This is a genomic window from Klebsiella sp. BIGb0132 (assembly GCF_024810075.1).
GTDB classification, from domain to species: Bacteria; Pseudomonadota; Gammaproteobacteria; order Enterobacterales; family Enterobacteriaceae; genus Klebsiella; species Klebsiella terrigena.
The window spans coordinates 150851-174895 of the sequence record NZ_JANUDW010000005.1; the positions used below are offsets into that span (position 1 = coordinate 150851).

General features: G+C 58.5%; 26 protein-coding genes. 9 read left to right on the plus strand and 17 right to left on the minus strand.

The window, feature by feature from the left end:
* Positions 1-18: 18 nt before the first annotated feature.
* The gene (gene tpiA / locus M2416_RS15690) at positions 19-786 is read right to left on the minus strand and encodes a triose-phosphate isomerase (protein WP_041143242.1); all 768 of its coding nucleotides are present in this window, start codon (positions 784-786) and stop codon (positions 19-21) included.
* 107 nt (positions 787-893) lie between these two features.
* Positions 894-1493 carry a DUF1454 family protein gene (locus M2416_RS15695; protein WP_045853824.1) on the minus strand — a complete coding sequence of 200 codons (600 nt, stop codon included), beginning with the start codon at positions 1491-1493 and terminating at the stop codon, positions 894-896.
* Between the two features lie 112 nt (positions 1494-1605).
* Here M2416_RS15695 and M2416_RS15700 point away from each other — a divergent pair, with 112 nt between their 5' ends.
* Positions 1606-2034 carry a DUF805 domain-containing protein gene (locus M2416_RS15700; RefSeq protein WP_041143240.1) on the plus strand — a complete coding sequence of 143 codons (429 nt, stop codon included), beginning with the start codon at positions 1606-1608 and terminating at the stop codon, positions 2032-2034.
* Here M2416_RS15700 and fpr read toward each other — a convergent pair whose 3' ends face one another.
* The 7 genes from fpr to gmk all read right to left on the minus strand — a co-directional run bounded on the left by fpr (position 2035) and on the right by gmk (position 10003).
* The gene (fpr, locus tag M2416_RS15705) at positions 2035-2781 is read right to left on the minus strand and encodes a ferredoxin--NADP(+) reductase (protein ID WP_259225619.1); all 747 of its coding nucleotides are present in this window, start codon (positions 2779-2781) and stop codon (positions 2035-2037) included.
* A gap of 139 nt (positions 2782-2920) precedes the next feature.
* Entirely contained in the window at positions 2921-3931 is a 1011-nt protein-coding gene (glpX, locus tag M2416_RS15710; RefSeq protein ID WP_259225620.1) for a class II fructose-bisphosphatase, read from the minus strand.
* A gap of 62 nt (positions 3932-3993) precedes the next feature.
* The gene (gene recG / locus M2416_RS15715; RefSeq protein WP_259225623.1) at positions 3994-6075 is read right to left on the minus strand and encodes an ATP-dependent DNA helicase RecG; all 2082 of its coding nucleotides are present in this window, start codon (positions 6073-6075) and stop codon (positions 3994-3996) included.
* Between the two features lie 4 nt (positions 6076-6079).
* The gene (trmH, locus tag M2416_RS15720) at positions 6080-6769 is read right to left on the minus strand and encodes a tRNA (guanosine(18)-2'-O)-methyltransferase TrmH (RefSeq protein WP_041143236.1); all 690 of its coding nucleotides are present in this window, start codon (positions 6767-6769) and stop codon (positions 6080-6082) included.
* 138 nt (positions 6770-6907) lie between these two features.
* Positions 6908-9031 (minus strand): bifunctional GTP diphosphokinase/guanosine-3',5'-bis pyrophosphate 3'-pyrophosphohydrolase, encoded by a 2124-nt coding sequence (gene spoT / locus M2416_RS15725; RefSeq protein WP_041143235.1) that lies wholly within the window; start codon positions 9029-9031, stop codon positions 6908-6910.
* An 18-nt stretch (positions 9032-9049) separates the two neighbouring features.
* The gene (gene rpoZ / locus M2416_RS15730; protein WP_006817787.1) at positions 9050-9325 is read right to left on the minus strand and encodes a DNA-directed RNA polymerase subunit omega; all 276 of its coding nucleotides are present in this window, start codon (positions 9323-9325) and stop codon (positions 9050-9052) included.
* Positions 9326-9379: 54 nt separating this feature from the next.
* Complete coding sequence (gene gmk / locus M2416_RS15735; RefSeq protein WP_041143234.1) at positions 9380-10003, minus strand: guanylate kinase; 624 nt, start codon at positions 10001-10003, stop codon at positions 9380-9382.
* A gap of 257 nt (positions 10004-10260) precedes the next feature.
* Between gmk and ligB the strand changes: the two genes are divergently transcribed.
* On the plus strand, positions 10261-11937 hold the full coding sequence (gene ligB / locus M2416_RS15740; RefSeq protein WP_259225629.1) for an NAD-dependent DNA ligase LigB: 1677 nt from the start codon (positions 10261-10263) through the stop codon (positions 11935-11937).
* 5 nt (positions 11938-11942) lie between these two features.
* Here the strand turns inward: ligB and M2416_RS15745 are convergent, their stop codons facing one another.
* Entirely contained in the window at positions 11943-12560 is a 618-nt protein-coding gene (locus tag M2416_RS15745) for a trimeric intracellular cation channel family protein (RefSeq protein WP_041143233.1), read from the minus strand.
* A gap of 276 nt (positions 12561-12836) precedes the next feature.
* On the opposite strand from M2416_RS15745, the gene M2416_RS15750 reads away from it, so the two are divergent.
* Entirely contained in the window at positions 12837-14096 is a 1260-nt protein-coding gene (locus M2416_RS15750) for a chloride channel protein (protein WP_259225632.1), read from the plus strand.
* Positions 14097-14150: 54 nt separating this feature from the next.
* Here the strand turns inward: M2416_RS15750 and M2416_RS15755 are convergent, their stop codons facing one another.
* Entirely contained in the window at positions 14151-15014 is an 864-nt protein-coding gene (locus M2416_RS15755) for a YicC/YloC family endoribonuclease (protein WP_041143231.1), read from the minus strand.
* A gap of 124 nt (positions 15015-15138) precedes the next feature.
* Here M2416_RS15755 and rph point away from each other — a divergent pair, with 124 nt between their 5' ends.
* Together rph and pyrE are read left to right on the plus strand one after the other, a co-directional pair.
* Positions 15139-15855, plus strand: a complete 717-nt coding sequence (gene rph / locus M2416_RS15760; RefSeq protein WP_041143230.1) for a ribonuclease PH — start codon at positions 15139-15141, stop codon at positions 15853-15855.
* 72 nt (positions 15856-15927) lie between these two features.
* The gene (gene pyrE, locus M2416_RS15765) at positions 15928-16569 is read left to right on the plus strand and encodes an orotate phosphoribosyltransferase (RefSeq protein ID WP_041143229.1); all 642 of its coding nucleotides are present in this window, start codon (positions 15928-15930) and stop codon (positions 16567-16569) included.
* 38 nt (positions 16570-16607) lie between these two features.
* On the opposite strand, the gene slmA is transcribed toward pyrE, so the two are convergent.
* The 3 genes from slmA to coaBC form a co-directional block, all read right to left on the minus strand.
* Positions 16608-17204 (minus strand): nucleoid occlusion factor SlmA, encoded by a 597-nt coding sequence (gene slmA / locus M2416_RS15770; protein WP_076946288.1) that lies wholly within the window; start codon positions 17202-17204, stop codon positions 16608-16610.
* Positions 17205-17329: 125 nt separating this feature from the next.
* A complete protein-coding gene (gene dut / locus M2416_RS15775) occupies positions 17330-17788 on the minus strand; it encodes a dUTP diphosphatase (protein WP_041143227.1) in 459 nt (152 codons plus the stop codon).
* Positions 17766-18977 carry a bifunctional phosphopantothenoylcysteine decarboxylase/phosphopantothenate--cysteine ligase CoaBC gene (gene coaBC / locus M2416_RS15780; protein ID WP_259225810.1) on the minus strand — a complete coding sequence of 404 codons (1212 nt, stop codon included), beginning with the start codon at positions 18975-18977 and terminating at the stop codon, positions 17766-17768. The genes dut and coaBC overlap by 23 nt, the downstream gene beginning before the upstream one ends.
* A 177-nt stretch (positions 18978-19154) precedes the next feature.
* Here coaBC and radC point away from each other — a divergent pair, with 177 nt between their 5' ends.
* From radC to mutM, 4 genes are all read left to right on the plus strand, one after another.
* Complete coding sequence (gene radC, locus M2416_RS15785; protein WP_041143225.1) at positions 19155-19820, plus strand: RadC family protein; 666 nt, start codon at positions 19155-19157, stop codon at positions 19818-19820.
* Positions 19821-20085: 265 nt separating this feature from the next.
* Complete coding sequence (gene rpmB / locus M2416_RS15790) at positions 20086-20322, plus strand: 50S ribosomal protein L28 (protein ID WP_002436699.1); 237 nt, start codon at positions 20086-20088, stop codon at positions 20320-20322.
* A gap of 20 nt (positions 20323-20342) precedes the next feature.
* A complete protein-coding gene (gene rpmG, locus M2416_RS15795; protein WP_003024094.1) occupies positions 20343-20510 on the plus strand; it encodes a 50S ribosomal protein L33 in 168 nt (55 codons plus the stop codon).
* A gap of 97 nt (positions 20511-20607) precedes the next feature.
* Positions 20608-21417: a bifunctional DNA-formamidopyrimidine glycosylase/DNA-(apurinic or apyrimidinic site) lyase gene (gene mutM / locus M2416_RS15800; protein WP_076946286.1), complete on the plus strand. Its 810-nt coding sequence runs from the start codon at positions 20608-20610 to the stop codon at positions 21415-21417.
* A 24-nt stretch (positions 21418-21441) separates the two neighbouring features.
* On the opposite strand, the gene coaD is transcribed toward mutM, so the two are convergent.
* Genes coaD through waaA form a run of 3 tightly spaced genes read right to left on the minus strand, consistent with a single transcriptional unit; the run spans position 21442 to position 23965 of the window.
* Positions 21442-21918, minus strand: coding sequence for a pantetheine-phosphate adenylyltransferase (gene coaD, locus M2416_RS15805; protein WP_041143223.1), 477 nt, complete (start codon positions 21916-21918; stop codon positions 21442-21444).
* A gap of 2 nt (positions 21919-21920) precedes the next feature.
* Positions 21921-22691, minus strand: a complete 771-nt coding sequence (locus M2416_RS15810; protein ID WP_076946285.1) for a glycosyltransferase family 2 protein — start codon at positions 22689-22691, stop codon at positions 21921-21923.
* Complete coding sequence (gene waaA, locus M2416_RS15815; protein WP_259225634.1) at positions 22691-23965, minus strand: lipid IV(A) 3-deoxy-D-manno-octulosonic acid transferase; 1275 nt, start codon at positions 23963-23965, stop codon at positions 22691-22693. The genes M2416_RS15810 and waaA overlap by 1 nt, the downstream gene beginning before the upstream one ends.
* Positions 23966-24045 lie beyond the last annotated feature (80 nt).

Here is a 24045-nt window from a genome sequence, read left to right on the forward strand (position 1 = left end):
GGTGACCGGCGTATTGAATTACGCTTTTTTTGCTGCTTCTGCTGCTTTAACGATGACCGCGAAAGCGTCTGCTTTCAGCGATGCGCCGCCAACCAGCGCGCCGTCGATGTCCGGCTGGGTGAACAGCTCTGCGGCGTTAGATGCGTTAACGGAACCGCCGTACTGAATGATGACCTGCTCGGCCACTTTGGCGTCCGCTTTAGCAATGTGGTCGCGGATAAATTTGTGTACGGCCTGAGCCTGAGCCGGGGTAGCGGATTTGCCGGTACCGATAGCCCATACGGGCTCATAAGCGATAACCACGCCTTCGAATGCCGCTGCGCCCTGAGTTTTCAGCACGGCGTCAATCTGACGTGCGCAAACTTCTTCCGTTTTGCCCGCTTCGTTTTCAGCTTCAGTTTCACCGATGCACAGAACCGGGATCAGACCCTGCTCTTTCAGGACGGCGAATTTCTTCGCGATAAATTCGTCAGACTCTTTGTGGTAAGTACGACGCTCAGAGTGGCCGATGATGATGTATTCAGCGCCGACATCTTTCAGCATCTGGGCAGAGGTTTCACCGGTGAATGCGCCGGACTGGTTCAGGTCAACGTTCTGCGCGCCCAGGTGAATATGGCTGCCTTCTGCCGCATGCTTAGCCAGATCGATATACATTTCCGGCGGAGCGATAGCAACAGCACAGCCGGTCACGCCGGCCAGCTCGGTACGCAGGTTAGCCACCAGCTCGTTTACCATGTGGCGGCTGCCGTTCAGTTTCCAGTTACCCATCACTAAAGGATGTCGCATTTTAATTCTCCACGCTATAAGCGAATTAAGGAATATAGCCACCCCTGGGGGCAGCATGGTCTGTCAAACAGTATAGAGTTTCGTCGTTGGAAAGGCTTTGCTTTTTGTCATTTATTATTGCTCTCCAGCGTTTCAGATAGCGCTAGCTTAATCGGTTCAACAGCGAAGGTAAGCCCCTTTTCGCCGTTGTCTGCTACCACATAGCGGATGGCGCCTTCGGTTTCGGCGAAGTAGCGTTTCCCTTTGCCCGCGGCGAGCAGTTTTTGCAGCTTTTGCCCGCTTTGCGCCGGGCTTAATGTCGGGACGAAGGCGCGCAGAACGGCGCTCATATACTCCTGCGCTTTCGCCTTTGCCGCCTTCTGCTCCGGCCCCTGAACGGGGAGCCAGGTCACCTGCATCGATTTGATTTTGAGCGTGCCGCGCTCCAGGGCGGTGGAGGCGTACAGGTTTTCGTTAATCTTGCTTGCCGCCCGGGTCAGGTTAGCCCGGTCGCGGCTGGAGCTAATTGCGTGAAATTCGTTGAGCTGCAGTTTGGGGTTATCGGCGTTGAATTTCTCGCGAAACTCGCTGATAGAGATATCAAAGACCGGCGCGCCGGAGAGCAAATAGGGGGCTGCGGAGGAGGCTTCTGGCTCGGCGGACAGCGCCTTATGGCCGACAGATAACGCTGTCAGCCCAATCAAACATAAGGTTGCCCACTTCTTCATACCCGTCCTTCCTTTTTTTGCCTGCTGACGATTAAAACGGGAACCGTCGCGCTTGTCAAAAAGTCACCGCTCCAGGGTAAACTACGCCAATGATGATGATAAGGAATAAAACATGACCCTACAGCAGTGGATGTTCTCAATTAAAGGGCGTATTGGGCGCCGGGATTTCTGGATTTGGATCGTTATCTGGGTATTGACCATGAGCGCGCTGTTCACCCTCGCCGGGTCAAATTTGCTGAATCTACAGACCGCGGCCTTTATGCTGGTGTGCCTGCTCTGGCCAACGGCGGCGGTGACCATCAAACGGCTGCACGATCGCGGCAGGTCGGGTCTCTGGGCGCTGCTGATGGTTCTGGCGTGGATGCTGCTGGCCGGGAACTGGGCGGTGCTGCCGGGGGCCTGGCAGTGGGTTGTCGGCCGGTTTGTGCCGACGCTGATTATGGTGATGATGCTGATCGACCTGGGCGCGTTCGTCGGCACCCAGGGCGAAAATAAATTTGGTAAAGAGACGCAGGACGTTCGCTGGAAGGCGGAGTCCTGATCACCAGTAGTGTTCGGCTGTCATATGGCCCGGCCGGCGGCGTAGATGCTTGCTCATCTGCCGGGTCTCCTTCAGCAGCTGCTGGGTATCCCGCACCATCTGCGGGTTGCCGCAGAGCATCACGTGGCTATTGTCAGCGTTCATCGCCAGGCCAACCGCCTCTTCCAGAGCGCCGGTTTCGATCAGGAACGGAATACGCCCCGTTAGCATGCCCGGTACGGTTTCCCGACTGACCACCGACTGGATGCGCAGCTTGCCCTTATACCGTTCCTCCAGCGCCTGCATTTGCAGCAGATAGCTAAGATCGGCGGCATAGCGCGCGGCGTGGACCAGCACCAGGTTTTTAAAGCGCTCCAGGTCCTTACCTTCTTCGAGAATCGACAGGTAGGGGCCAATGGCGGTGCCGGTGGCCAGCATCCACAGGGTGTCGCAATCCGGGAGCTCTTCCAGCACGAAGAAGCCGGCGGCTTCGCTGACGATCTGCACGTCATCGCCCGGCTTCAGCGCGGCCAGCCGCGGGCTGAGTTTACCCTCCGGAACCGTCACCAGGTAGAATTCAAGATCGGGATTGCTCGGGGCGTTAACGTAGGAGTAGGCGCGCTGGACGCGCTCGCCGTCAACGTCGAGGCCCAGTTTGGCAAACTGCCCGGCGGTAAACGGATGAACAGGGGCCCGCACGTGTAAACTAAACAGCGCGTCGGTCCAGAATTCCACTTTTGTTACTTTGCCGCTAACCCAGTCCGCCATGATCTTCTCCCGTTGCGAAGCGTTGCCTTATCTTCGTTGCAGACGACAAAGATTTCCAGCCCAACGGGGCCGGAAAGCTCTATTGATCAAATAATAGCGTCAGCTTCAGCCTGCCGCTCGCGACCGCAGGCCGAATGGCTTACAGGATGTGCAGCTGGATATCCGGATCTTTGCGATCGAGATAGTGAATGGACTGGATGCGGCGAATGGTGCGTGATTTTCCGCGGATCAGCAGCGTCTCAGTGGTGGCCATATTGCCCTTGCGGGTGATGCCGTCCAGCAGGTCGCCTTTGGTGATCCCGGTGGCGGAAAAGACCACGTTATCGCTGCGCGCCATCTCGTCGAGGCGCAGTACGATACCGGCTTCAATGCCCATCTCTTTACAGCGCGCCAGCTCGTTCTCGCCGATACGGCGGTTCTCTTCGCTGTCGCCCTTGACGTGGTGGCGGGCCAGCAGGCGGCCCTGCATATCGCCGTCCAGCGCCCGGATAACCGCGGCGGAAACCACGCCTTCCGGGGCGCCGCCGATACCGTACAGCACGTCAACTTCGCTATCCGGCATGCAGGTCAGAATAGAGGCCGCCACGTCGCCGTCGGGAATGGCGAAGATGCGCACGCCCAGCTGCTGCAGCTCGGCAATCACCGCGTCATGGCGCGGCTTGGCGAGCACGGTTACCGTCAGCTCGCTGAGCGGCTTATTCAGCGCGCTTGCCACGTTATGCAGGTTTTCGGCCAGCGGCAGATTCAGGTCAATCGCCCCTTTTGCCCCCGGGCCGACAATCAGCTTTTCCATGTACATGTCCGGCGCGTTCAGGAAGCAGCCCTTGTCGCCAACCGCCATGACGGCCAGCGCGTTCGCCTGGCCCATCGCCGTCATCCGCGTGCCCTCGATCGGGTCGACGGCGATATCCACCGCGTCGCCGCTGCCGGTGCCAACCTTCTCGCCGATGTAGAGCATCGGCGCTTCATCGATTTCACCTTCGCCGATGACGATAGTGCCGTCGATATTAATCAGGTTGAGCATAATACGCATGGCGTTAACCGCGGCGCCGTCGGCGGTGTTTTTATCACCGCGGCCCAGCCACTTATAGCCCGCCAGCGCGGCGGCTTCGGTAACACGCGAAAATTCGATGGCCAGTTCTCGTTTCATAATTCACTCGTTCTGAAGGAAAATTGCGCGCGGCGCCGTCTGCTCCTGCGGGAGCAGAGGCGTCAGGCGTTGGAATAGCGTTCGGTTTCCGGCATCCAGCGCTCGATAAGCGCCTGGGCCTGCTGCGGGTAGCGTTGGTGAATATGGCGGGCAATGCGCTGAACGTCGGGGATCATTGCCTTATCGCGGAGTAAATCCGCGACTTTAAATTCGGCGGTGCCGGTCTGTCGGGTGCCGAGCAGCTCGCCCGGGCCGCGGATCTCGAGGTCCTTTTGCGCGATGACGAAACCGTCGTTGCTATCGCGCAGGACCTGCAGGCGCAGCTGGGCGGTTTTCGACAGCGGCGACTTATAGAGCAGCACGCAGTGGGAGGCCACCGCGCCGCGCCCGACGCGGCCTCTGAGCTGGTGCAGCTGCGCCAGCCCCAGGCGTTCCGGGTTTTCGATAATCATCAGGCTGGCGTTAGGCACGTCCACCCCGACCTCGATAACCGTGGTGGCGATAAGCAGATGCAGCTCGCCCTGCTTAAAGGCCTGCATGACCGCCTGCTTGTCTGCCGGCTTCATCCGGCCGTGCACCAGGCCGATATTGAGCTCCGGCAGCGCCAGCTTCAGCTCTTCCCAGGTGGCTTCCGCCGCCTGGGCTTCCAGCAGGTCCGACTCTTCAATCAGCGTACAGACCCAGTAGGCCTGACGCCCTTCCTGGGTACAGGCGTTGCGCACGCGGTCGATAATATCGCTGCGGCGGGTATCCGGGATGGCCACCGTGGTGACCGGCGTACGGCCCGGCGGCAGCTCGTCGATCGTCGAGGTGTCGAGGTCGGCGTAGGCGGTCATCGCCAGGGTGCGCGGAATGGGGGTGGCGGTCATGATCAGCTGATGCGGATGGAAGCCCTGCTGCTGGCCCTTTTCCCACAGCGCGAGGCGCTGATGCACCCCGAAGCGGTGCTGTTCATCGATAATCACCAGCGCCAGGCCGCTAAACTGGACCTGCTCCTGAAAAATGGCGTGGGTGCCGACAATCATCTGCACCTGCCCGCTGGCGATGGCATCCTGCTGCGCCTGACGCGCCTTGCCTTTTTGTTTGCCGGCCAGCCAGCCGACCTCAACGCCCAGCGGCGCAAACCAGCTGCGGAAGTTGGCGGCGTGCTGCTCCGCCAGCAGCTCCGTCGGCGCCATCAGCGCCACCTGCCTGCCGTGGGCGATGGCCCGCAGCGCCGCAAGGGCGGCAACCAGCGTTTTGCCGGAGCCGACGTCGCCCTGTACCAGGCGCATCATCGGCACATCGAGCGCCATATCCCGCTCGATCTCGGCGGTCACCCGCTCCTGGGCGCCGGTTGGTTTAAAGGGCAGGGAAGCCAACAGCTTGTTTTTTAGGCCATCGTTGGCGCTGAGCGGCAGGGCGTGAAAGCGCTGGGCGCCGGCGCGAACCGCCAGCATGCTCAGGTTATGCGCCAGCAGCTCTTCCAGAATTAAGCGCTGCTGGGCCGGGTGCTTACCGGTTTCCAGCTCGCTGAGCTGGAGCGACGGCGGCGGGCGATGCAGGGTGTGCAGCGCCTCCGGGAGACTCATCATTCCCTGCGCCAGCTCGGGCGGCAGCAGCTCGGCGATAGCGCAGGTCTCAAGGAGCTCCAGCGCCTGATCGGTCAGCTTACGCAGCGTGGCCTGTTTGATACCTTCGGTGGTGGGGTAGACCGGAGTCAGGGTCTCCTGCAGGTCGGGGGTGCTCATATCGCCCTGCACGCGGTATTCCGGGTGGATCATCTCCGCGCCGTATTTGCCGCGCTTCGCTTCGCCGTAGGCCAGCACCCGGCGGCCGGCGGCAAGGCTGTTTTTCATCGCGGCGTTGAAGTTAAAGAAGCGCATGGTGAGAATTCCGGAGCCATCGCTTATCTGACAGGTCATCATCCGGCGGCCGCCGAAGGTGATGTTGCTGTTGAGCACTTCGCCTTCAACGGTGGCGTAGACCCCCGGCAGCAGGTCACCGATTTGATAGAGTTGGGTGCGGTCTTCGTAGCGTAGCGGCAGATGCAGCAGCAGATCCTGCACGGTGTGCAGGCCGATTTTCGCCAGCTTGCTGCTCTGCGCTGCGCCAACGCCGGTTAACGTGTTGAGCGGGACAGCATCCAGCAGACGGCTTTGCATCGGTTTACCTCGCTGCCTGCATTGTGGCCCACCACGCGGCGTCGGCTTCGACTTCGCCCTGGCCGTTGACGTGGGGATAGGGAAGGCCTTTCTGTTTTGCCACTCTTGCCAGCACCGGATAGCCGCCTTCAAACAGCAGGCGCTGCTGCTCTTCTTCCGGCAGCATGCTGTTTTCGCGTTTATACATGCCTGCGTTCTGCCGCTGGCGCTGCGCTTCATAGAGAATCAGGGCGGAGGCGACGGAGACGTTGAGCGACTGCACCATGCCCGTCATCGGAATCACGATCTCCTGGTCCGCCAGCGCCAGGGCTTCCGCGGTGATGCCGGTTTTTTCCTGGCCCATCAGGATACAGGTGGGCCGGGTGTAGTCGATTTCACGAAAGTCGACGGCTTTATCCGAAAGATGGGTGGCGAGGATTTGCATGCCCTGGTCCTTTAGGTAACCGACGGCGTCGCCAATGGTAGGGTGCGTTTTGACCTGTACCCAGCTGTTGCTGCCCGCGGCGGCGGCGACCATGGTGTGCATACGGCTGCTGGGCCAGATAGCGTGCACTTCGTGCACGCCAACGGCGTCTGCGGTACGAACAACCGCAGAGACGTTATGAGGTTTGTGGACCTGCTCCATGCAGACCGTCAGGTCAGGCTGACGCCTGGCGAGCATCTCACAAATACGCGCATAACGCTGTGAATTCATTACACTTCATCCTTCAAATTGCCTCGGCGTGAGCCGCTGGCTCCCCGGCTTACAGCCTCGCCTTTCGGGACCAGCGCAAGCGCTGTGCAAAACGCTGGCGCGTTTTGCGACCTGGCCCGAATGATTTTGTGTATAAGGCTAGTTTCGGTTACGGGTGACTTTTATCACGTCCGGCATCACGCGAATTTTGCGCATGATATTCGCCAGATGCACGCGATCCCGCGCGGTAAGGCGAATAAAGGCGCTGTACACGCGGCCATCCTTTTCTTCCGTATTCAGGCTTTGAATATTGGAAGCGGCGGTATTGATCGCGGCCGTGAGGTTCGCCAGCGCGCCCTGGTGGTTAAACATATCCACCTTAATTTCGGTGATAAATTCCTGGGCGGTCTCTTTATCCCACTCGACGGCCATAAACTTCTCGGGCTCTTTCTGGTAGCCGCGAATGTTACGACAGGACTCGTGATGAATGACCAGGCCTTTGCCGGGGCTGACGTGCGCGATAATCGGGTCACCGGGAATCGGGCGACAGCACTTGGCGAAGGTAATCAGCACGCCGTCGGCGCCTTTAATCGGCAGATGTCCGTGGCCTGACGACGATGAGCTTTGCGCCGGCGCGGAGACGGTCTCTCCCTGCTGCAGGTTTCTGGCAACCACCACGCTCATCGCGTTGCCGAGGCCGATTTCTGCCAGCAGATCGTCCAGCGTCGCCAGCTTCATGCGCTCAAGCTCGCGCTGAACGTTCTCTGGCGGGATCTCTGCCAGCTTGCGGCTGCCGCCGAGGGCGTGGTTGAGCAGCCGGCGGCCGAGGCTGACGGAGTCATCGCGCTTGAGGTTTTTCAACAGCTGGCGGATCTTCGCGCGCGCTTTCGAGCTGACGACAAAGTTCAGCCAGGCGGCGTTCGGACGCGCGCCCGGTGCGGTAATGATTTCTACCGTCTGGCCGCTGGAGAGCGGCTGCGACAGCGGATAGGGCTGGCGGTCAACGCGCGCGCCAACGCAGGCGTGGCCGATATCGGTATGCACCGCGTAGGCAAAGTCCACCGGCGTCGCACCGGCGGGAAGTTCGACAATGCGCCCTTCCGGGGTGAAAACGTAAATCTCATCCGGGAACAGATCGGATTTGACGCTCTCGATAAATTCAAACGAGCTGCCTGCGCTCTGCTGCAGTTCCAGCAGGCTCTGCATCCAGCGCTGGGCGCGGATTTGCGCGGTAGTGCTGCTCTCGCCGCCGTGCTCTTTATAGGCCCAGTGCGCCGCAACCCCCATCTCCGCCATCTGGTCCATGTCTTCGGTACGGATCTGTACCTCAACCGGGACGCCGTGCGGGCCGATCATCGAGGTGTGCAAAGATTGATAGCCGTTCGCTTTCGGAATGGCGATGTAATCTTTCATCCGCCCTGGACGCGGCTTGTAGAGGCTGTGCATCTGGCCAAGCACGCGGTAGCAGGTGTCGGCATCGTGGACAATCACGCGGAAGGCGTAGATATCCATGATCGAGTGAAAACGCTGCTCTTTGAGCACCATTTTGCAGTAGATGGAGTACAAATGCTTCTCGCGACCGCTGACGCGACAGGGGATCCCCGCTTCCTGTAAACGTCCTTCGATTTCGGAGAGGATCTTTTGGATCATCTCTTTACGATTGCCGCGCGCCGCTTTAACGACTTCTTTAATGACGCGATACCGATTGGGATACAGCGCTTCAAAGCCCAGCTCTTCGAGCTCGGTTTTAATGTGATGGATACCTAAACGGTGGGCCAGCGGGCTGTAGATTTCCAGCGTTTCGCGGGCGATGCGGCGGCGTTTATCCGGGCGTAGTGAGCCCAGGGTGCGCATGTTGTGGGTGCGGTCGGCAAGCTTGATGAGGATGACGCGGATATCCTGCACCATCGCCATAATCATCTTGCGAAAGTTTTCGGCCTGCGCCTCTTTCTTATCGCGGAACTTGAGCTTATCAAGTTTTGATACCCCCTCTACCAGCTCGGCAACGCTTTTACCAAAGAGCTGCTCCATGTCCTGGTAGGTGGCGGGGGTATCTTCAATCACGTCATGCAGCAGGGCGGCCATCAGCGTTTCGTGGTCGAGTTTCATCTCGGCCAGAATACAGGCTACCGCTACCGGGTGCGTGATATAGGGTTCACCGCTTGAACGTGTCTGACCCTCGTGAGCGTCACGTGCAACGAGATACGCCTGCCGAAGACGCTTGATTTGCTCTTCCGGCAGGTAGTTTTGAATCAGCTGATTCAGGCTTTCAAACAGATACAAGGGCGACCCGCTGCGTTATTAACGACGACCTTCAGCAATAGCGGTCACTGCTTGTAATTCAGCGGCTTCCTGCTCTTGCTGTTCTTGACGATCGCGCACGTCGAGGATCTGGTTGTTGATCAGACCTTCTTCGATTTCGCGCAGTGCGATAACGGTAGTTTTATCGTTTTCTTCCGCTACCAGCGGATCTTTTCCGCCAACCTGCATCTGACGAGCGCGACGCGCGGCGACCAGTACCAGGTCAAAACGGTTACCAATTTTCTCTACAGCGTCCTGAACAGTTACGCGTGCCATACTTAAAATGCTCCACAGATGAAGAAATGACTGGGCATGATACTGAATGTGGGTTCAGTCTGCCAACAGTTTGGTGATTAAAGCGCCATGTCGCTGCTTTTGGCGGCTCATGCGCAGACGTTCGGCGCGGATAATGTTTTTCAGATCGCCCAGGGCGGTATCAAAATCATCATTCACAATAAGGTAATCATATTCCGCGTAATGGCTCATTTCTGCAACAGCCTGCGCCATACGTTTCGCGATCACCTCTTCGCTGTCCTGGCCGCGGCCACGCAGGCGACGGTCAAGCTCATCTTTGGACGGCGGCAGAACAAAAATGCTGCGCGCCCCCGGCATTTTATGACGGATTTGCTGAGCGCCCTGCCAGTCGATATCGAGGAAGACATCAACGCCGGTTGCCAGTACCTGCTCGATCGCTTCGCGCGAGGTGCCGTAATAGTTGCCAAAGACTTCCGCATGCTCAAGAAATGCGTCTTTACCAATCATCGTTCTGAAATCGTCGTGATTAACAAAGAAATAGTGTTCACCGTGCACTTCGCCAGGACGCGGCGCGCGCGTGGTATGCGAAACAGAGACCTGAGAGTCGTACAGCGGTTGGGTTTTTAATAAAGCCTGAATCAGGCTGGATTTACCCGCGCCACTTGGGGCGGAAACAATATAAAGCGTGCCTTGAGCCATGAGAGTCTTTTGTATGTGATGGTCGAAAGAGAAACTACATACGAGCCTATTATACACGCCGCCGCGCTGTGACGTAGTCCCTGTCACACTTTTTCCCTCTGTTTCTTTCATTTTGCCTGCCGTTTCCCTGATTTCTCTGTGCGTTGCCGCAATCAACGACAAACCCTGGAAGCTGGATCGAGGCACGGAAAAGCCCTTATCGCCGGTGATGCCCCGGCGGCGGCAGAATGCCGGTGGGCAAAAAGGAGGGCAGCACAGTGCGAAAATGGCTTTGGGCGATAGGCATAGGGATAACGGCGGGATACGGCCAGTCGGCCTGCCCCGCGTGGACGCAGGCGCAGGCCGAACAGGAGGTCAGCCGCCTCAATCAGCAGGTTGCCGGGTGGAAAAACGACTACTGGCTGCGCGGCAGCAGCGAAGTCGCTGATGACGTCTACGATCGGCTTTTCGCCCGGTTAGTCGAGTGGCGGCGCTGTTTTGCCATCAAAACGCCAATAATCGATGATTTACCGCCGCCCCGGGGCGAGATGCGGCATCCGGTTGCCCACACTGGCGTGCGTAAGCTGGCGGAAAAAGCCGATGTGGCGCGCTGGATGCGGGGCAAAACCGATCTGTGGGTGCAGCCAAAGGTGGATGGCGTTGCGGTGACGCTGGTTTACCGCCGCGGACGGCTGGTGCAGGCCATCAGCCGGGGAGATGGGCGAGCCGGTGAAGACTGGACGGCCAAAGTGCGGCAGATTCCCGGCGTGCCGAGGGTGACGAAGGGCGCGCTGGCAAACAGCGTGCTGCAGGGGGAGCTTTTTCTGCGCCGCGCCGGACATATCCAGAAGCGGATGGGGGGAGTGAACGCCCGGGCGACGGTCGCTGGCGCCATGATGCGGCGGGATATGTCGACATCGTTAGCGAGTCTGGGCGTCTTTATCTGGGCATGGCCGGATGGGCCCAAGGAGATGCGTCAACGGCAGGCTCTGCTGCAGCAGGCCGGGTTTAGCGAAAGCCGCGGCTTTTCTCAACCGGTGGCGGACGTGGAGCAGGTTGCGCGCTGGCGTGAACGTTGGTTAACGTCAGCGCTACCTTTTGCTACCGATGGCGTTGTCGTACGCCTTGGGAAGGAGCCTGCCGGGCGCTTCTGGTCACCGGGGTTGGGGGATTGGGTCGCGGCGTGGAAGTATCCCCCGGCCATCCGCATCATGGAGGTGCGCGACCTTCGCTTTTACGTCGGGCGTAGCGGGAAAATTGCCGTGGTGGCAGGGCTCGAACCGCAGCAGCTGGACGATAAGCAGGTTAAGCGCGTGAGCGTAGGGTCGGTGGCCCGCTGGCAAAGCCTGGATATTGCGATTGGCGATCAGCTGCAAATCAGCCTGGCGGGACAGGGGATCCCGCGGATAGATAGCGTAGTGTGGCGAACGGCCCAGCGCAGCAAGCCTCAACCGCCTCCGGCGCATTTTAACGCCCTGACCTGCTATTTTTTCTCCCCCGAGTGCGGCGGACAGTTTCTTGCAAGGCTGGTCTGGCTGTCGTCAAAGCCCGTACTGGACCTCGGCAGCGTCGGTGAGTCCGCGTGGCGCGCCGTCCATCACTCTCTGCGTATGGAGCACCTTTTTTCATGGCTGGCGTTTACCCCTCAGCAGCTGCAGTCAGTCCCGGGGATCTCTGCGCGACGCGGTCAGAGGCTCTGGCATCAGTTTAACCTTGCCCGCCAGCAGCCCTTTCTGCGCTGGGTGCAGGCTCTGGGAGTGCCGGTGCCGCAGCCGGCGATGGCGGGCCTGGCCGGAGAGGGCTGGTCGCAGCTGCTGGCGCGCAGCGAAGAGCAGTGGCGGCGCCTGCCGGGAGTGGGGGATGAAAAAGCGCGTCAGCTGGTGGCCTTTCTGCGGCATCCGGACGTTGCCGCGCTGGCGCAGTGGCTCAGCGGGCAGGGTATCTCCGGGTTTTAGTCCGATCAGTGCGCGTTATGGTTGTAGTGGAAGACCGGCAGACCCAGCTTCCAGCGCAGGGCCAGCATGCGCGCGGTGAAGCCAAACAGCAGGGTGGCGATGACCACCACGTCGTGGCTGCTGACATAGTGCTGCAGGGCGATATACAGAATGGCGGCGGCAAAAGAGATCCCGGCGTACAGCTCTTTTTGGAACACCAGCGGGATGCGCTTACAGAACATATCCCGCAGCACGCCGCCGAATACGCCGGTGATGACCGCCGCGATAGAGGCGATAACCGGGCCTTCTCCCATATCGAGGGCAATCTGCGCGCCGATGATTGAAAACACCACCAGGCCGAGGGCGTCGAGGACTAAAAACAGCCGACGCAGGTGGGGCATAACCGGTGCGACAATCGTGGTGAGCACCGCGGCGACGGCAACAATGATGACGTATTCCGGGTTCTTGACCCAGCCCAGAGGATAGTGGCCGAGCAGAATATCCCGCACCGACCCGCCGCCCAGCGCGGTGGCGGTCGCAATAATGATAACGCCAAAGGTATCCATACGACGGCGTCCGGCCGCCAGAGCGCCGGTCATCGCTTCCGCGGTAATACCAATTAAATACAGAATATGAAGCAGCATAGATCCCCCACGATGAGAGCGGGCAGGTTAGCGATTTGTGCGCAGGATCACGACTGAGATTTTCTAAGGTGAACGAGTTACGCCTTTAAAAAATAATATCTGATTATCTCTATGGCCTTTATCTACGGGGTTATCAGGTTTTTTATTTTAATTTTTAGATTAGAAAAAGTAATGATTAAGGTCGGGCCGGTGCTGGTCAGGAATATACGCGACAAATACGTAATATTTAACTCGCTACCCTTATCATTTTATTTTCCTCTTTCAGGGCCTAAGAATATGACCGGAGTAACCGGCGAGAAAAACTACCTGCTGCGCCTGGCGGCCGTCGTTCTGACCGGGGTCCTTGCCGGCCTGTCGGGAATGGTTCTGGCGATGATTTTGCACGCTATTCAGCACCTTGCTTTTGGATACAGCCTCGATCGTCTTATCGGCACGGAGTCGTTTTTACAGGGCGTAACGGACGCCTCCTGGCCCCGACGCTTTACGGCCATTGTCGCCGGCGGCGCGATTGCCGGATTTGGCTGGTGGCTGCTAGGTCGCTACGGTCAGAAGCGGGTATCGATTTCCGCCGCCGTCGCCTCGCCCGCGGTGCCGATGCCGGCGGGTACGACAACCCTGCACGCCCTGCTGCAGATAGTTACCGTGGCGCTGGGCTCCCCGCTCGGTCGGGAGGTTGCTCCGCGAGAGATGGGGGCGCTGGGGGCCGGTATCGTGGCGCGCAGAATGGGCCTGCACGGCGATGAGACCCGCACGCTGATTGCCTGCGGCGCCGGTGCCGGGCTGGCGGCGGTATATAACGTGCCGCTGGCTGGCGCCCTGTTCACCCTTGAAGTGATGCTGCTGTCGTTTAGCTGGGAGAAAACGCTGGCGGCCGTGGTGACGTCGGCCGTTGCTGCCTGGACGGCAGCGCTCGGGCTGGGGGATGAGTCCCAGTACCATTTTATCTCCGGGGCGCTCCCGCACGCGTTTATGTGGTGGGCGATAATCGTCAGCCCGCTGCTTGGCGCGGCGGCGTGGCTGTTTCGTCAGGCAACCAGCGCCGCGCGTGCGCGGGTCAGGACAAACTGGCAGATGCCGTTATTTTGCCTGCTGGCGTTTACCCTTCTTGCCGGGCTGAGCCTCTATTTTCCGCAGCTGCCCGGCAATGGCAAAGGCCCGATGCAGCTTGCGATCGGTGACGGGCTGGGATGGCATAGCGCGCTGGTGCTTCTGGCCCTGAAAGCGATCGTTATTCTGGCGGTGCTGCGCGGCGGTGCGGAGGGAGGACTGTTGACCCCTGGCCTGGTGGTGGGAGGCCTGGTGAGCCTGCTGCTGAGTATGCTTTGGCAGCAGCTGGTGCCCGGCGGCGACGCCGGCAGCTTTGCGCTGGTTGGGGCTGCGGCTTTTCTGGCGGCGTCAATGCAGATGCCGCTGACGGCGGTTGCGCTGGTGATGGAGTTTACCCATATGGACCATAGCTATCTGGCCCCCACGCTGCTGTGCGCTGCGGGCGCTTTTATCACCTGTCGGATACTGGACGGAAAGTACAGGTTCTGAATTGAAGGAATAAAAAAGGCTGGTAAAACCAGCCTTTAATCGAGGTGCCTGCGGTTACTCGATGTTCTGAATCTGCTCGCGCATCTGCTCAATCAGCACTTTCAGCTCGATGGCAGAGTTGGTGACTTCCGCATTAATCGATTTCGACGCCAGGGTGTTCGACTCGCGGTTGAACTCCTGCATCATAAAGTCCAGGCGGCGGCCAACGGCTTCTTTTTTCTTCAGAATGTTGTAGGTCTCTTTGACATGCGCTTCCAGACGATCCAGCTCTTCGGAAACGTCGATACGCTGCGCCATCAGCACCAGCTCTTGTTCGAGACGGTTGTTTTCCAGCTGGACTTCCGCGTCTTCCAGCTTGGAGACCAGGCGCTCGCGCTGCCACTGCAGGATTTCCGGCATATGGCTGCGAACTTTGCCGACTTCGGTGCTGACGCCCTGCAGGCGCTGTTCGATAAGCGTCTTCAGCGCCTGACCTTCGGTTTCGCGGGCGACGATAAAGTCGTCCAGCGCGCCGTTCAGTGCGGTGAGAATATCGGAGGCAATGGCGTCGAGATCCTGCTCCTGAGCGGCCATGACGCCGGGCCAGCGCAGGATATCAACCGGGTTAATTTCCCCTTCGTCGCTCTGCATTTTTACCCAGTTAGCGGCGTTGACCAGCTGCTTTGCCAGATTTTCGTTCAGGATAAGCTCACCCTGAGCGCTGGGATCCTGTTCAAAACGCAGGGTACATTCGATTTTGCCGCGGGTCAGACGCGCACGAATACGCTCACGCACCACGGGCTCCAGGCTACGGAACTGCTCCGGCAGACGGAAATAGGTTTCCAGGTAGCGCTGGTTTACCGAGCGCAGTTCCCACGCGGCGCTGCCCCATTCGCCCTTAATTTCACGACGGGCATAGGCGGTCATACTGCGGATCATAGACGTTCCTGTTTTTAAAGGAGAGTGGGGGGATTATAGCTTTCAGGGCCTTATCAGGATAGGAATAAGCAAGCATTATCCGTATAATGCGCAGCCATATTCGTTTCAAGCCGGAGAGAACATCATGCGTCCAGCAGGCCGTAGCGCTAATCAGGTGCGTCCCGTAACCCTGACCCGTAACTATACCATACACGCAGAAGGCTCCGTGCTGGTCGAATTTGGTGACACCAAAGTGCTGTGCACCGCGTCGATTGATGAAGGCGTGCCGCGCTTTCTGAAAGGCCAGGGCCAGGGGTGGATCACCGCAGAATACGGCATGCTGCCGCGCGCGACGCATACCCGTAATGCGCGTGAAGCTGCCAAAGGTAAGCAGGGCGGTCGTACCATGGAAATCCAGCGTCTTATCGCCCGCGCGCTGCGCGCTGCGGTAGACCTGAAGGCGCTTGGCGAGTTCACCATTACTCTCGATTGCGATGTGCTACAGGCCGACGGCGGCACTCGTACCGCATCAATCACCGGTGCCTGCGTGGCGCTGGCCGACGCTCTGAACAAGCTGGTCGCCGCCGGTAAGCTGAAAACCAACCCGATGAAAGGCATGGTTGCTGCCGTTTCCGTCGGCATCGTCAACGGCGAGGCGCTTTGCGATCTGGAGTACGTGGAAGATTCCGCAGCGGAAACCGATATGAACGTGGTGATGACCGAAGACGGTCGCATCATCGAGGTGCAGGGCACGGCGGAAGGCGAGCCGTTTACCCACGAAGAGCTCCTGACTCTGCTGGCGTTGGCCAGAGGGGGGATCGAATCCATTGTCACGACGCAGAAGGCGGCGTTGGAAAACTAGTTTTTAAGGCGACTGAGAAGTCGCCTTTTTTTTGTCCGTAGATCCATAGAAAGCATGATGAGGAGCGAATCCATGAAACCATATCAGCGCCAGTTTATTGAGTTTGCGCTTAACAAGCAGGTTCTTAAGTTTGGCGAATTTACGCTGAAATCCGGGCGCAAGAGCCCCTATTTCTTCAACGCCGGCCTGTTTAACACCGGGCGCGATCTGGCACTGTTGGGCCGTTTCTATGCAGAGGCGCTGGTCGACTCCGGAATTGATTTTGACCTGCTGTTTGGCCCGGCCTACAAAGGCATTCCCATTGCGACCACCACGGCGGTTGCGCTGGCTGAACACCACGACCTGGATTTACCCTACTGCTTTAACCGCAAAGAGGCCAAAACGCACGGCGAAGGCGGCAATCTGGTTGGCAGCGCCCTGCAGGGTCGCGTCATGCTGGTCGACGATGTGATAACCGCAGGCACGGCGATTCGCGAATCGATGGAGATTATCCAGGCCAACGGGGCTGAGCTCGCCGGCGTGCTGATTTCTCTGGATCGTCAGGAACGCGGTCGCGGCGAAATTTCCGCGATTCAGGAAGTTGAGCGCGATTACGGCTGCAAGGTGATCTCTATCGTCACCCTCAAGGACCTGATTAGCTATCTGGAAGAGAAGCCGGAGATGGCCGAACATCTGGCGTCGGTACGCGCCTATCGCGAAGAGTTTGGCGTATAGGTAACAAAGCCCGGGGCGTTAAGCCTCCGGGCTTCGGATTACTGCAGCTGTGAGGCGACCAGCGGCCAGCGGGCGTCAAAATCGTCCGTCGGACGATATTTAAACTCGCTGCGCACAAAGCGCGACAGCATGCCTTCACAGAACGCCAGCAGCTGGCTGGCCAGCAAAGATTCGTCGGTGACGAAGCCTTCACCTTCGCGCATTTTCTTCTCGCGCATGACCTGGCGTAGCTGAACCTCAATGCGTTCAAAGAGCTGGTTGATCCGGTCCTGCAGGCGGTCCTGTTCAAACATCAGCGCGTGGCCGGTCAGAATTCGCGTCAGCCCAGGATTACGCTCACCAAACCCAAGAATCAACAGCACGATCAGGCGCAGGCGCGCGGATGTGTCTTTCTCATCTTTTAAAATCAAATTGATGCGCGTAATCAGACTGTCTTCGATAAACTCAATCAGGCTATCGAACATGCGGGTTTTGCTGGGAAAATGACGGTACAGCGCCGCTTCGGACACGCCGACGGACGCCGCCAGTTTCGCCGTAGTAATACGTTGACTACCATCGCTGGATTCAAGCATTAGCGCCAGAGATTGAAGTATTTCCTCGCGACGATTCCTTTTCGCAGTTTGTTTTTCTGCCATGTTTTAAAATACCCCTGAAAATAAGCACTTGTCAGGCAGACATCCACAAAGCGGCCGCAAACGGTCATTTGCGGCGATGTTATTGCATTATTGCGCTTTGGAATGCGGGTTTTGTGTGGACGGGCCTATGCGCGCCCTGAGTGACCAAAGCCACCTTCGCCACGTTCGGTGGTGTCAAAATCTTCCACCAGGTTAAATTCCGCCTGTACGACGGGTACAAATACCATTTGAGCAATGCGCTCGCCGGGTTCAATAGTAAAGCTCTGCTGGCCGCGGTTCCAGACGGAAACCATCAGCTGCCCCTGATAGTCGGAATCGATAAGGCCGACCAGGTTACCCAGCACGATGCCGTGCTTATGGCCCAGTCCGGAGCGCGGCAGGATGACCGCCGCCAGCGACGGATCGGCGATATGAATAGCCAGGCCGGTTGGCAGCAGGGTGGTTGCGCCCGGCGCAAGCTCTACGGCGGCGTCGAGACAGGCCCGCAGGTCAAGTCCGGCAGAACCGGAGGTGGCATAGGTCGGCAGCGGAAACTCCTTGCCAACGCGCGGGTCCAGAAGCTTAACGTCGATTTTTTTCATCATAACGGGTCACGATCTCGTCGAGTAATAATTGGCCCAGGAGTTCCTTGCGCTCATGTGGCAAGCGCTTATCTCCATCCTGCCAGAAAAGGTGTAATGCGTTGCTGTCGCTGTTAAATCCCTGATTTGGCTTAGATACATCATTGGCGCAGATCAGATCGAGATTTTTGCGGTCGCGTTTTTGCCTCGCGTATTCTTCCACATTATTCGTTTCGGCGGCAAACCCAACGACGTAAGGTCGGCTATCCGTTAGCGCAGCGACCCCGGCAACGATATCCGGGTTTTTGATCATTTTTATTGTTAATTCATCATCTTGCTTTTTGATTTTTTTCTCAGCAACGCTGATGGCGCGGTAGTCGGCGACGGCCGCACAGCCAATAAAAATATGCTGCTGCCGAACGCTACCGTCGACCGCGGCCTGCATTTCCAACGCGGTGGTGACGTCAACCCGCTGCACGAAAGGCGGCGTCGGTAGCGAAACCGGGCCGCTGACCAGCGTGACGTTGGCACCGCGCTTTGCCGCAGCGGCAGCGATAGCGAAGCCCATCTTACCGGAGCTTTGATTGCTGATATAGCGTACCGGATCCAGCGGCTCGCGGGTGGGGCCCGCGGTAATCATGATGTTGAGATGTTGCAAATCTTTGACAGGCGAAAAATGTGCGGCCGCCATATCGACGAGGGTCAGCGGATCCAGCATTCGGCCCGGGCCGATATCGCCACAGGCCTGGCTTCCGCTGTCCGGGCCCCAGACCAGCAGGCCGCGTGAGGCGATGACCTCAAGATTATGCTGCGTCGCGGCGGCGCGATACATCTGCTGGTTCATGGCGGGCACCACGGCGACCGGAGACGGCGTCGCGAGGCAGATAGTGGAGACCAGGTCGTTCGCCATGCCGGCAGCAACGCGGGCGATCAGATCGGCGGTTGCGGGGGCGAGGATAACCAGGTCGGCCCATTTTCCCAGCTCAATGTGGCCCATCGCGGCTTCTGCTGCCGGGTCGAGCAGGCTATCGGAAACCGGATAACCTGACACCGCCTGCAGGCTGAGTGGCGTAATGAAGGCCTTCGCGGCTTCCGTCATGGCGACCCGTACGTCGGCGCCGCGCTCGCGCAGGCGGCGTACCAGTTCAGGCGTTTTGTAGGCAGCGATGCCGCCGCTGACGCCGAGAACGATCTTTTTACCAGCCAGACTCATCATGATTTTTTCCTGTTGGAGTACACCAGAATTCGCGCATCTTACCACAATCCCGTCGGCGTCGTGCGCCTGCCTGGAATTGACTTTGCGAGCCGCTACGCACGGGTAAAAGCCGGCCGTCGGAAGCGGCGAAAGGCTATGTCAGAATGCGGGGCGCACTGGAAAAGAGAGGCTGCGATGGACTTACTGGAACCCCTGCTGCCAAGGGAAAAAATGCTGCTCTACGGTATCGAAGCGCTGTCGGACGTTGAGCTGCTGGCGCTATTTTTACGTACCGGCACCCGCGAGCAGGACGTGATGACGTTTTCGCACGACCTGCTCGCGCGCTTTGGCTCGCTATACGGCCTGCTATCGGCGGACAAGGTGCAGTTTGACAAGATCGACGGCATAGGTCTCGCGAAGTTCGCCCAGCTAAAAGGCGTCGCCGAGCTGGCGCGGCGCTATTTTAGCCGACGGATAGTTGAAGAACCTTCTCTGGTAACGCCGCTGATGACGCGGGAATTTTTGCAAAGCCAGCTGATGGACGAGGAGCGGGAGATCTTTATGGTGATCTTTTTAGATAATCAGAATCGGGTATTGAAACATAGCCGGCTTTTTTCTGGTACTCTTAGCCACGTTGAGGTGCATCCGCGAGAAATTGTACGCGAAGCCATCAAAGTGAACGCCGCTGCGGTGATCCTGGCACATAATCATCCATCCGGTAGCCCCGAGCCGAGTAAGGCCGACAGGTTGATTACCGAAAGAGTGATAAAGTGTTGTGGTTTCATGGATATACGCGTGCTCGATCACCTTGTTATCGGCCGCGGTGCGTACGTATCTTTTGCCGAGCGCGGCTGGATTTAGCCCCGATCACGCGATCCTGCGGGATCTTTGTCTGTTCGGGACTTGAGCACATCGCCGAGTCAGCGTATACTACGCCACCTTTGAGAATCTCGGGTTTGGCATTTGGGCCTGGCAATCGATGGTTCACTTAGACACCCACTCTTCAGGTTGCATCAAGGCGGCATGAAGAATGACGTGTAGAACTGCGATGACCGGGCTGTAAAGCCTGACGAGGCGCCAATACCCCATACGAAGCTCGAGCTAATTTGATTTTTGGAGAATAGACATGTCCCGAGTCTGCCAAGTTACTGGCAAGCGTCCGGTGACCGGTAACAACCGTTCCCACGCACTGAACGCGACCAAACGCCGTTTCCTGCCGAACCTGCACTCTCACCGTTTCTGGGTTGAGAGCGAAAAGCGTTTTGTCACCCTGCGCGTATCTGCTAAAGGTATGCGTGTTATTGATAAGAAAGGCATCGATACAGTTCTGTCCGAACTGCGTGCCCGTGGCGAAAAGTACTAAGTACTAAGAGGAAATAAATCATGGCTAAAGGTATTCGTGAGAAAATCAAGCTGGTTTCTTCTGCTGGTACTGGTCACTTCTATACCACCACGAAGAACAAGCGTACTAAGCCGGAAAAACTGGAACTGAAAAAGTTCGATCCAGTTGTCCGTCAGCACGTTTTATACAAAGAAGCTAAAATCAAATAATTTTAGCTTCGATGTAAAAAAAACCCCGCCCTGGCGGGGTTTTTTGTTTTCTGGCCATCCCCATAATAAAGACATCTGCAATACAGCCGGAGACGCTATGCCTGAACTACCTGAGGTGGAAACCAGCCGGCGCGGGATTGAACCGCATCTGGTTGGCGCTACTATTCTGCACGCCGCTATCCGCAATGGACGCCTGCGCTGGCCGGTTTCTGAAGAGATCTACCGTCTGAGCGACGTGCCGGTGCTCAGCGTACGTCGACGCGCTAAATACCTGCTGCTGGAGCTGCCGGGCGGCTGGATTATCATTCACCTCGGCATGTCAGGAAGCCTGCGCATTCTGAGCGAAGAGCTGCCCGCAGAGAAGCATGACCATGTCGACCTGGTGATGAGCAACGGCAAGGTGCTGCGCTATACCGATCCTCGACGCTTTGGCGCCTGGCTCTGGACCAAAGAGCTGGAAGGACATCCTGCGCTGGCGCATCTCGGGCCAGAGCCGCTGAGCGACGATTTCAACGGCGCTTACCTGCAGCTGAGGTGCGCGAAAAAGAAAACCGCCATTAAGCCCTGGCTGATGGATAACAAGCTGGTGGTGGGCGTCGGCAATATCTACGCCAGCGAATCGCTGTTTTCCGCCGGGATCCATCCCGACCGGCTGGCATCGTCGCTATCGCATGAAGAGTGCGAGCGGCTGGTGAAGGTGATTAAAGCCGTGCTGCTACGCTCGATTGAACAGGGCGGTACCACGCTGAAGGATTTCCTGCAAAGCGACGGTAAGCCGGGATATTTTGCCCAGGAGCTGCAGGTATACGGACGCAAAGGCGAGCCTTGCCGTACCTGCGGTACGCCGATTATCGCCAGCAAGCACGCCCAGCGGGCGACGTTTTATTGTCGCCAGTGTCAGAAGTAGGGCATCGCCCCGAAAGCGCAAAGATTAGAGCTTTTTCAGCAGCGCCTGGTGCACGTTAGCCGGCAGGAAGTGGGAAACGTCGCCCTGATGGCGCGCGACCTCCTTGACCAGCGATGAGGAGATAAACGACCACTCTTTGCACGGCATCAGGAAGACGCTTTCGAGGGTCGGCATCAGATGGCGGTTCATATGCGCCAGCTGCATCTCGTATTCGAAATCCGCCACCGCCCGCAGGCCGCGAATCAAAATGTTGGCCTGCTGCGCGCGGGCGAAATTGGCCATCAAATCACTAAAGCCAATGACCTCAACGTTGACCAGGTGCGCGGTTGACTGCTGCGCCAGCGCAATGCGTTCGTCGAGGCTGAACATCGGCTTTTTGCTCGGGCTGGCGGCAATCGCCAGCAGCACTTTGTCAAACATGCTGGCCGCGCGGGTGACGATATCGATATGACCGTTGGTGATAGGGTCGAAGGTACCCGGATAAATCGCTTTTGTGCTCATAATTACACTCTCTCCGAGTAGCCGCGGCTCAGCGCCCACAGCTCGGTGTATTTATTAAACGTATACTGCGCGTTGACCACGGCGAGCAGCCAGCCCTGTTTACCATCCAGCACGCCGCCGCGCAGCAGCAGCGTTTTCACAAATGCCCCCAGCGTATGGCCGAAGATACTCATCAGCGAGGTTTTTTTCCCCTTCTGATGACGCTCCTGCGCCCAGGCGGTGGCGTAGGCCAGCTGCTTTTGCTGAAAGCCGGAGAAGTCGCGGCAGGTCAGATGCAGCAGGTCGCCGGTCAGTTCGATAATCTGCGCGCCTTTGGCGTCGAGGGATTCGTGTACCAGATTATTGTTATAGCGATAACCAAGGCGCGGGTACAGGCGCATCACGCGATCGGGATACCAGCCGCTGTGGCGCATAAAGCGGCCAAGGAAATAGTTCCGCCGGGCAATGCTGTAGATCGCGTCCTCTTTTGGCGCCGCCAGCGCCTGGCGCAGGGACTGTGCCAGCTCCGGGGTGACGCGCTCGTCGGTATCAATCATCAGCACATAGTCGCCGGTGGCGTAATCCTGGGCGCGCTGGCGCTGAACGCCGTAGCCCTGCCAGTCGGTGTTGATGTAGACCTGAGCGCCCAGGCTGCGCGCCAGCTCGACGGTGTCGTCGCTGCTGCCAGAATCCAGCAGCACTATCTCATCGGCCCAGTTTACCGACGCCAGGCAGTCCGGCAGCAGATCCGCCGCGTTTTTGGCGATCATCACGACGGACAGTCGGGTCGACATTAGTGGCTCCGCTGTGGCAGATAGGGTTGCAGTAACTGTAGCAGACGGGAGAGCGCGCCCTGGTTTTGATGCAGGACTTCCACCGCGTGACGGCCGTACCACAGGCGGTAATCTTCGTCGGTCAGCAGGTTAGAAACCTGGGTGACCAGTGAATTGAGGTCGGTCACGGTGATCAGACCATCATCCTGCTGCAGCTTGGCGCAAATATCTTTGAAGTTGAAGGTGTGCGGGCCCATCAGGACCGGGATGGCGTGCGCCGCTGGCTCCAGCGGGTTATGACCGCCGCGCTCGACCAGGCTGCCGCCGACAAAGGCGAGATCGGCAATGCCGTACAGCAGCATCAGCTCGCCCATGGTATCGCCAATCACCACCTGGGTGCTATTTGACGGGATTTCGCCGGTGCTGCGCAGGGTAAAGCTCATACCCGCTTTCTGCACCATCTCCCGCGCGTCGCCGAAGCGTTCAGGGTGGCGAGGGACGAGGATCAGCAGCAGGTCAGGGAAGGTTTCCAGCAGCTTTTTATGCGCCTGCAGAACGATTTGCTCTTCACCGTCGTGGGTGCTGGTGGCGATCCACACCTGGCGGTGCGGCGCCCACTGGCGGCGCAGGGTGATGGCGCGTGCGGCCAGCTCCGGCGTAACGGAAATATCAAACTTCAGGCTGCCGGTGACCGCCAGCTGGTTGCGCTTCAGCCCGAGGGAGATAAAGCGGCTGGCGTCTTCTTCATTCTGCGCGGCGATAAGCGTAATCCGGCTCAGCAGGCTGCGCATAAACTTGCCCAGTTTGGCATAGCCCTTCGCCGAGCGCTCGGAGAGGCGGGCGTTAGCGATAACCAGCGGAATTTTACGCTTGTGCAAAGCGGCGACCATATTCGGCCACAGCTCGGTTTCCATCACGATAACCAGCTTCGGCTGCACGGTGTTGAGGAAGCGGTTCATCGCGCAGGGGAGGTCGTAAGGCAGGTAGACGTGGTGAACGTCTTTGCCGAACGCGGACATCGCGCGCTCGGAGCCGGTCGGCGTCATGGTGGTGACGGTGATCGGCAGATAAGGATAACGGTGGCGCAGGGCGCGTACCAGCGGGATGGCAGCAAGCGTCTCACCCACGGAAACGGAATGCAGCAGAATCCCATCCGGCGCTACCTTGTTCTGACAAAAGCCATAACGTTCAGCCCAGCGTTTGCGGTAGGCGGGTGCCTTACGGCTGCGCAGCAGCAGTCGCAGCCAGACCAGCGGCTGAATAAGATAGAGTAGGGTGGTATAAAGCAATTCCAAGCGATTTATCCGTTTTATGTTTTAGCGGGCAAATTCTAAGCATTTAGCCCATGTAAAGCTATCCCTTTGGCGGAAACAAA

Coding starts and splice junctions, on each gene's coding strand:
- M2416_RS15700 (WP_041143240.1), top strand. CDS start 1,606: ATGACCCTACAGCAGTGGATGTTCTCAATTAAAGGGCGTATTGGGCGC.
- pyrE (WP_041143229.1), top strand. CDS start 15,928: ATGAAACCATATCAGCGCCAGTTTATTGAGTTTGCGCTTAACAAGCAG.
- M2416_RS15750 (WP_259225632.1), top strand. CDS start 12,837: ATGACCGGAGTAACCGGCGAGAAAAACTACCTGCTGCGCCTGGCGGCC.
- rpmG (WP_003024094.1), top strand. CDS start 20,343: ATGGCTAAAGGTATTCGTGAGAAAATCAAGCTGGTTTCTTCTGCTGGT.
- rph (WP_041143230.1), top strand. CDS start 15,139: ATGCGTCCAGCAGGCCGTAGCGCTAATCAGGTGCGTCCCGTAACCCTG.
- slmA (WP_076946288.1), bottom strand. CDS start 17,204: ATGGCAGAAAAACAAACTGCGAAAAGGAATCGTCGCGAGGAAATACTT.
- M2416_RS15695 (WP_045853824.1), bottom strand. CDS start 1,493: ATGAAGAAGTGGGCAACCTTATGTTTGATTGGGCTGACAGCGTTATCT.
- dut (WP_041143227.1), bottom strand. CDS start 17,788: ATGATGAAAAAAATCGACGTTAAGCTTCTGGACCCGCGCGTTGGCAAG.
- rpmB (WP_002436699.1), top strand. CDS start 20,086: ATGTCCCGAGTCTGCCAAGTTACTGGCAAGCGTCCGGTGACCGGTAAC.
- coaD (WP_041143223.1), bottom strand. CDS start 21,918: ATGAGCACAAAAGCGATTTATCCGGGTACCTTCGACCCTATCACCAAC.
- recG (WP_259225623.1), bottom strand. CDS start 6,075: ATGCAAAGCCGTCTGCTGGATGCTGTCCCGCTCAACACGTTAACCGGC.
- fpr (WP_259225619.1), bottom strand. CDS start 2,781: ATGGCGGACTGGGTTAGCGGCAAAGTAACAAAAGTGGAATTCTGGACC.
- M2416_RS15810 (WP_076946285.1), bottom strand. CDS start 22,691: ATGTCGACCCGACTGTCCGTCGTGATGATCGCCAAAAACGCGGCGGAT.
- rpoZ (WP_006817787.1), bottom strand. CDS start 9,325: ATGGCACGCGTAACTGTTCAGGACGCTGTAGAGAAAATTGGTAACCGT.
- M2416_RS15755 (WP_041143231.1), bottom strand. CDS start 15,014: ATGATCCGCAGTATGACCGCCTATGCCCGTCGTGAAATTAAGGGCGAA.
- gmk (WP_041143234.1), bottom strand. CDS start 10,003: ATGGCTCAAGGCACGCTTTATATTGTTTCCGCCCCAAGTGGCGCGGGT.
- tpiA (WP_041143242.1), bottom strand. CDS start 786: ATGCGACATCCTTTAGTGATGGGTAACTGGAAACTGAACGGCAGCCGC.
- coaBC (WP_259225810.1), bottom strand. CDS start 18,977: ATGAGTCTGGCTGGTAAAAAGATCGTTCTCGGCGTCAGCGGCGGCATC.
- glpX (WP_259225620.1), bottom strand. CDS start 3,931: ATGAAACGAGAACTGGCCATCGAATTTTCGCGTGTTACCGAAGCCGCC.
- radC (WP_041143225.1), top strand. CDS start 19,155: ATGGACTTACTGGAACCCCTGCTGCCAAGGGAAAAAATGCTGCTCTAC.
- M2416_RS15745 (WP_041143233.1), bottom strand. CDS start 12,560: ATGCTGCTTCATATTCTGTATTTAATTGGTATTACCGCGGAAGCGATG.
- mutM (WP_076946286.1), top strand. CDS start 20,608: ATGCCTGAACTACCTGAGGTGGAAACCAGCCGGCGCGGGATTGAACCG.
- trmH (WP_041143236.1), bottom strand. CDS start 6,769: ATGAATTCACAGCGTTATGCGCGTATTTGTGAGATGCTCGCCAGGCGT.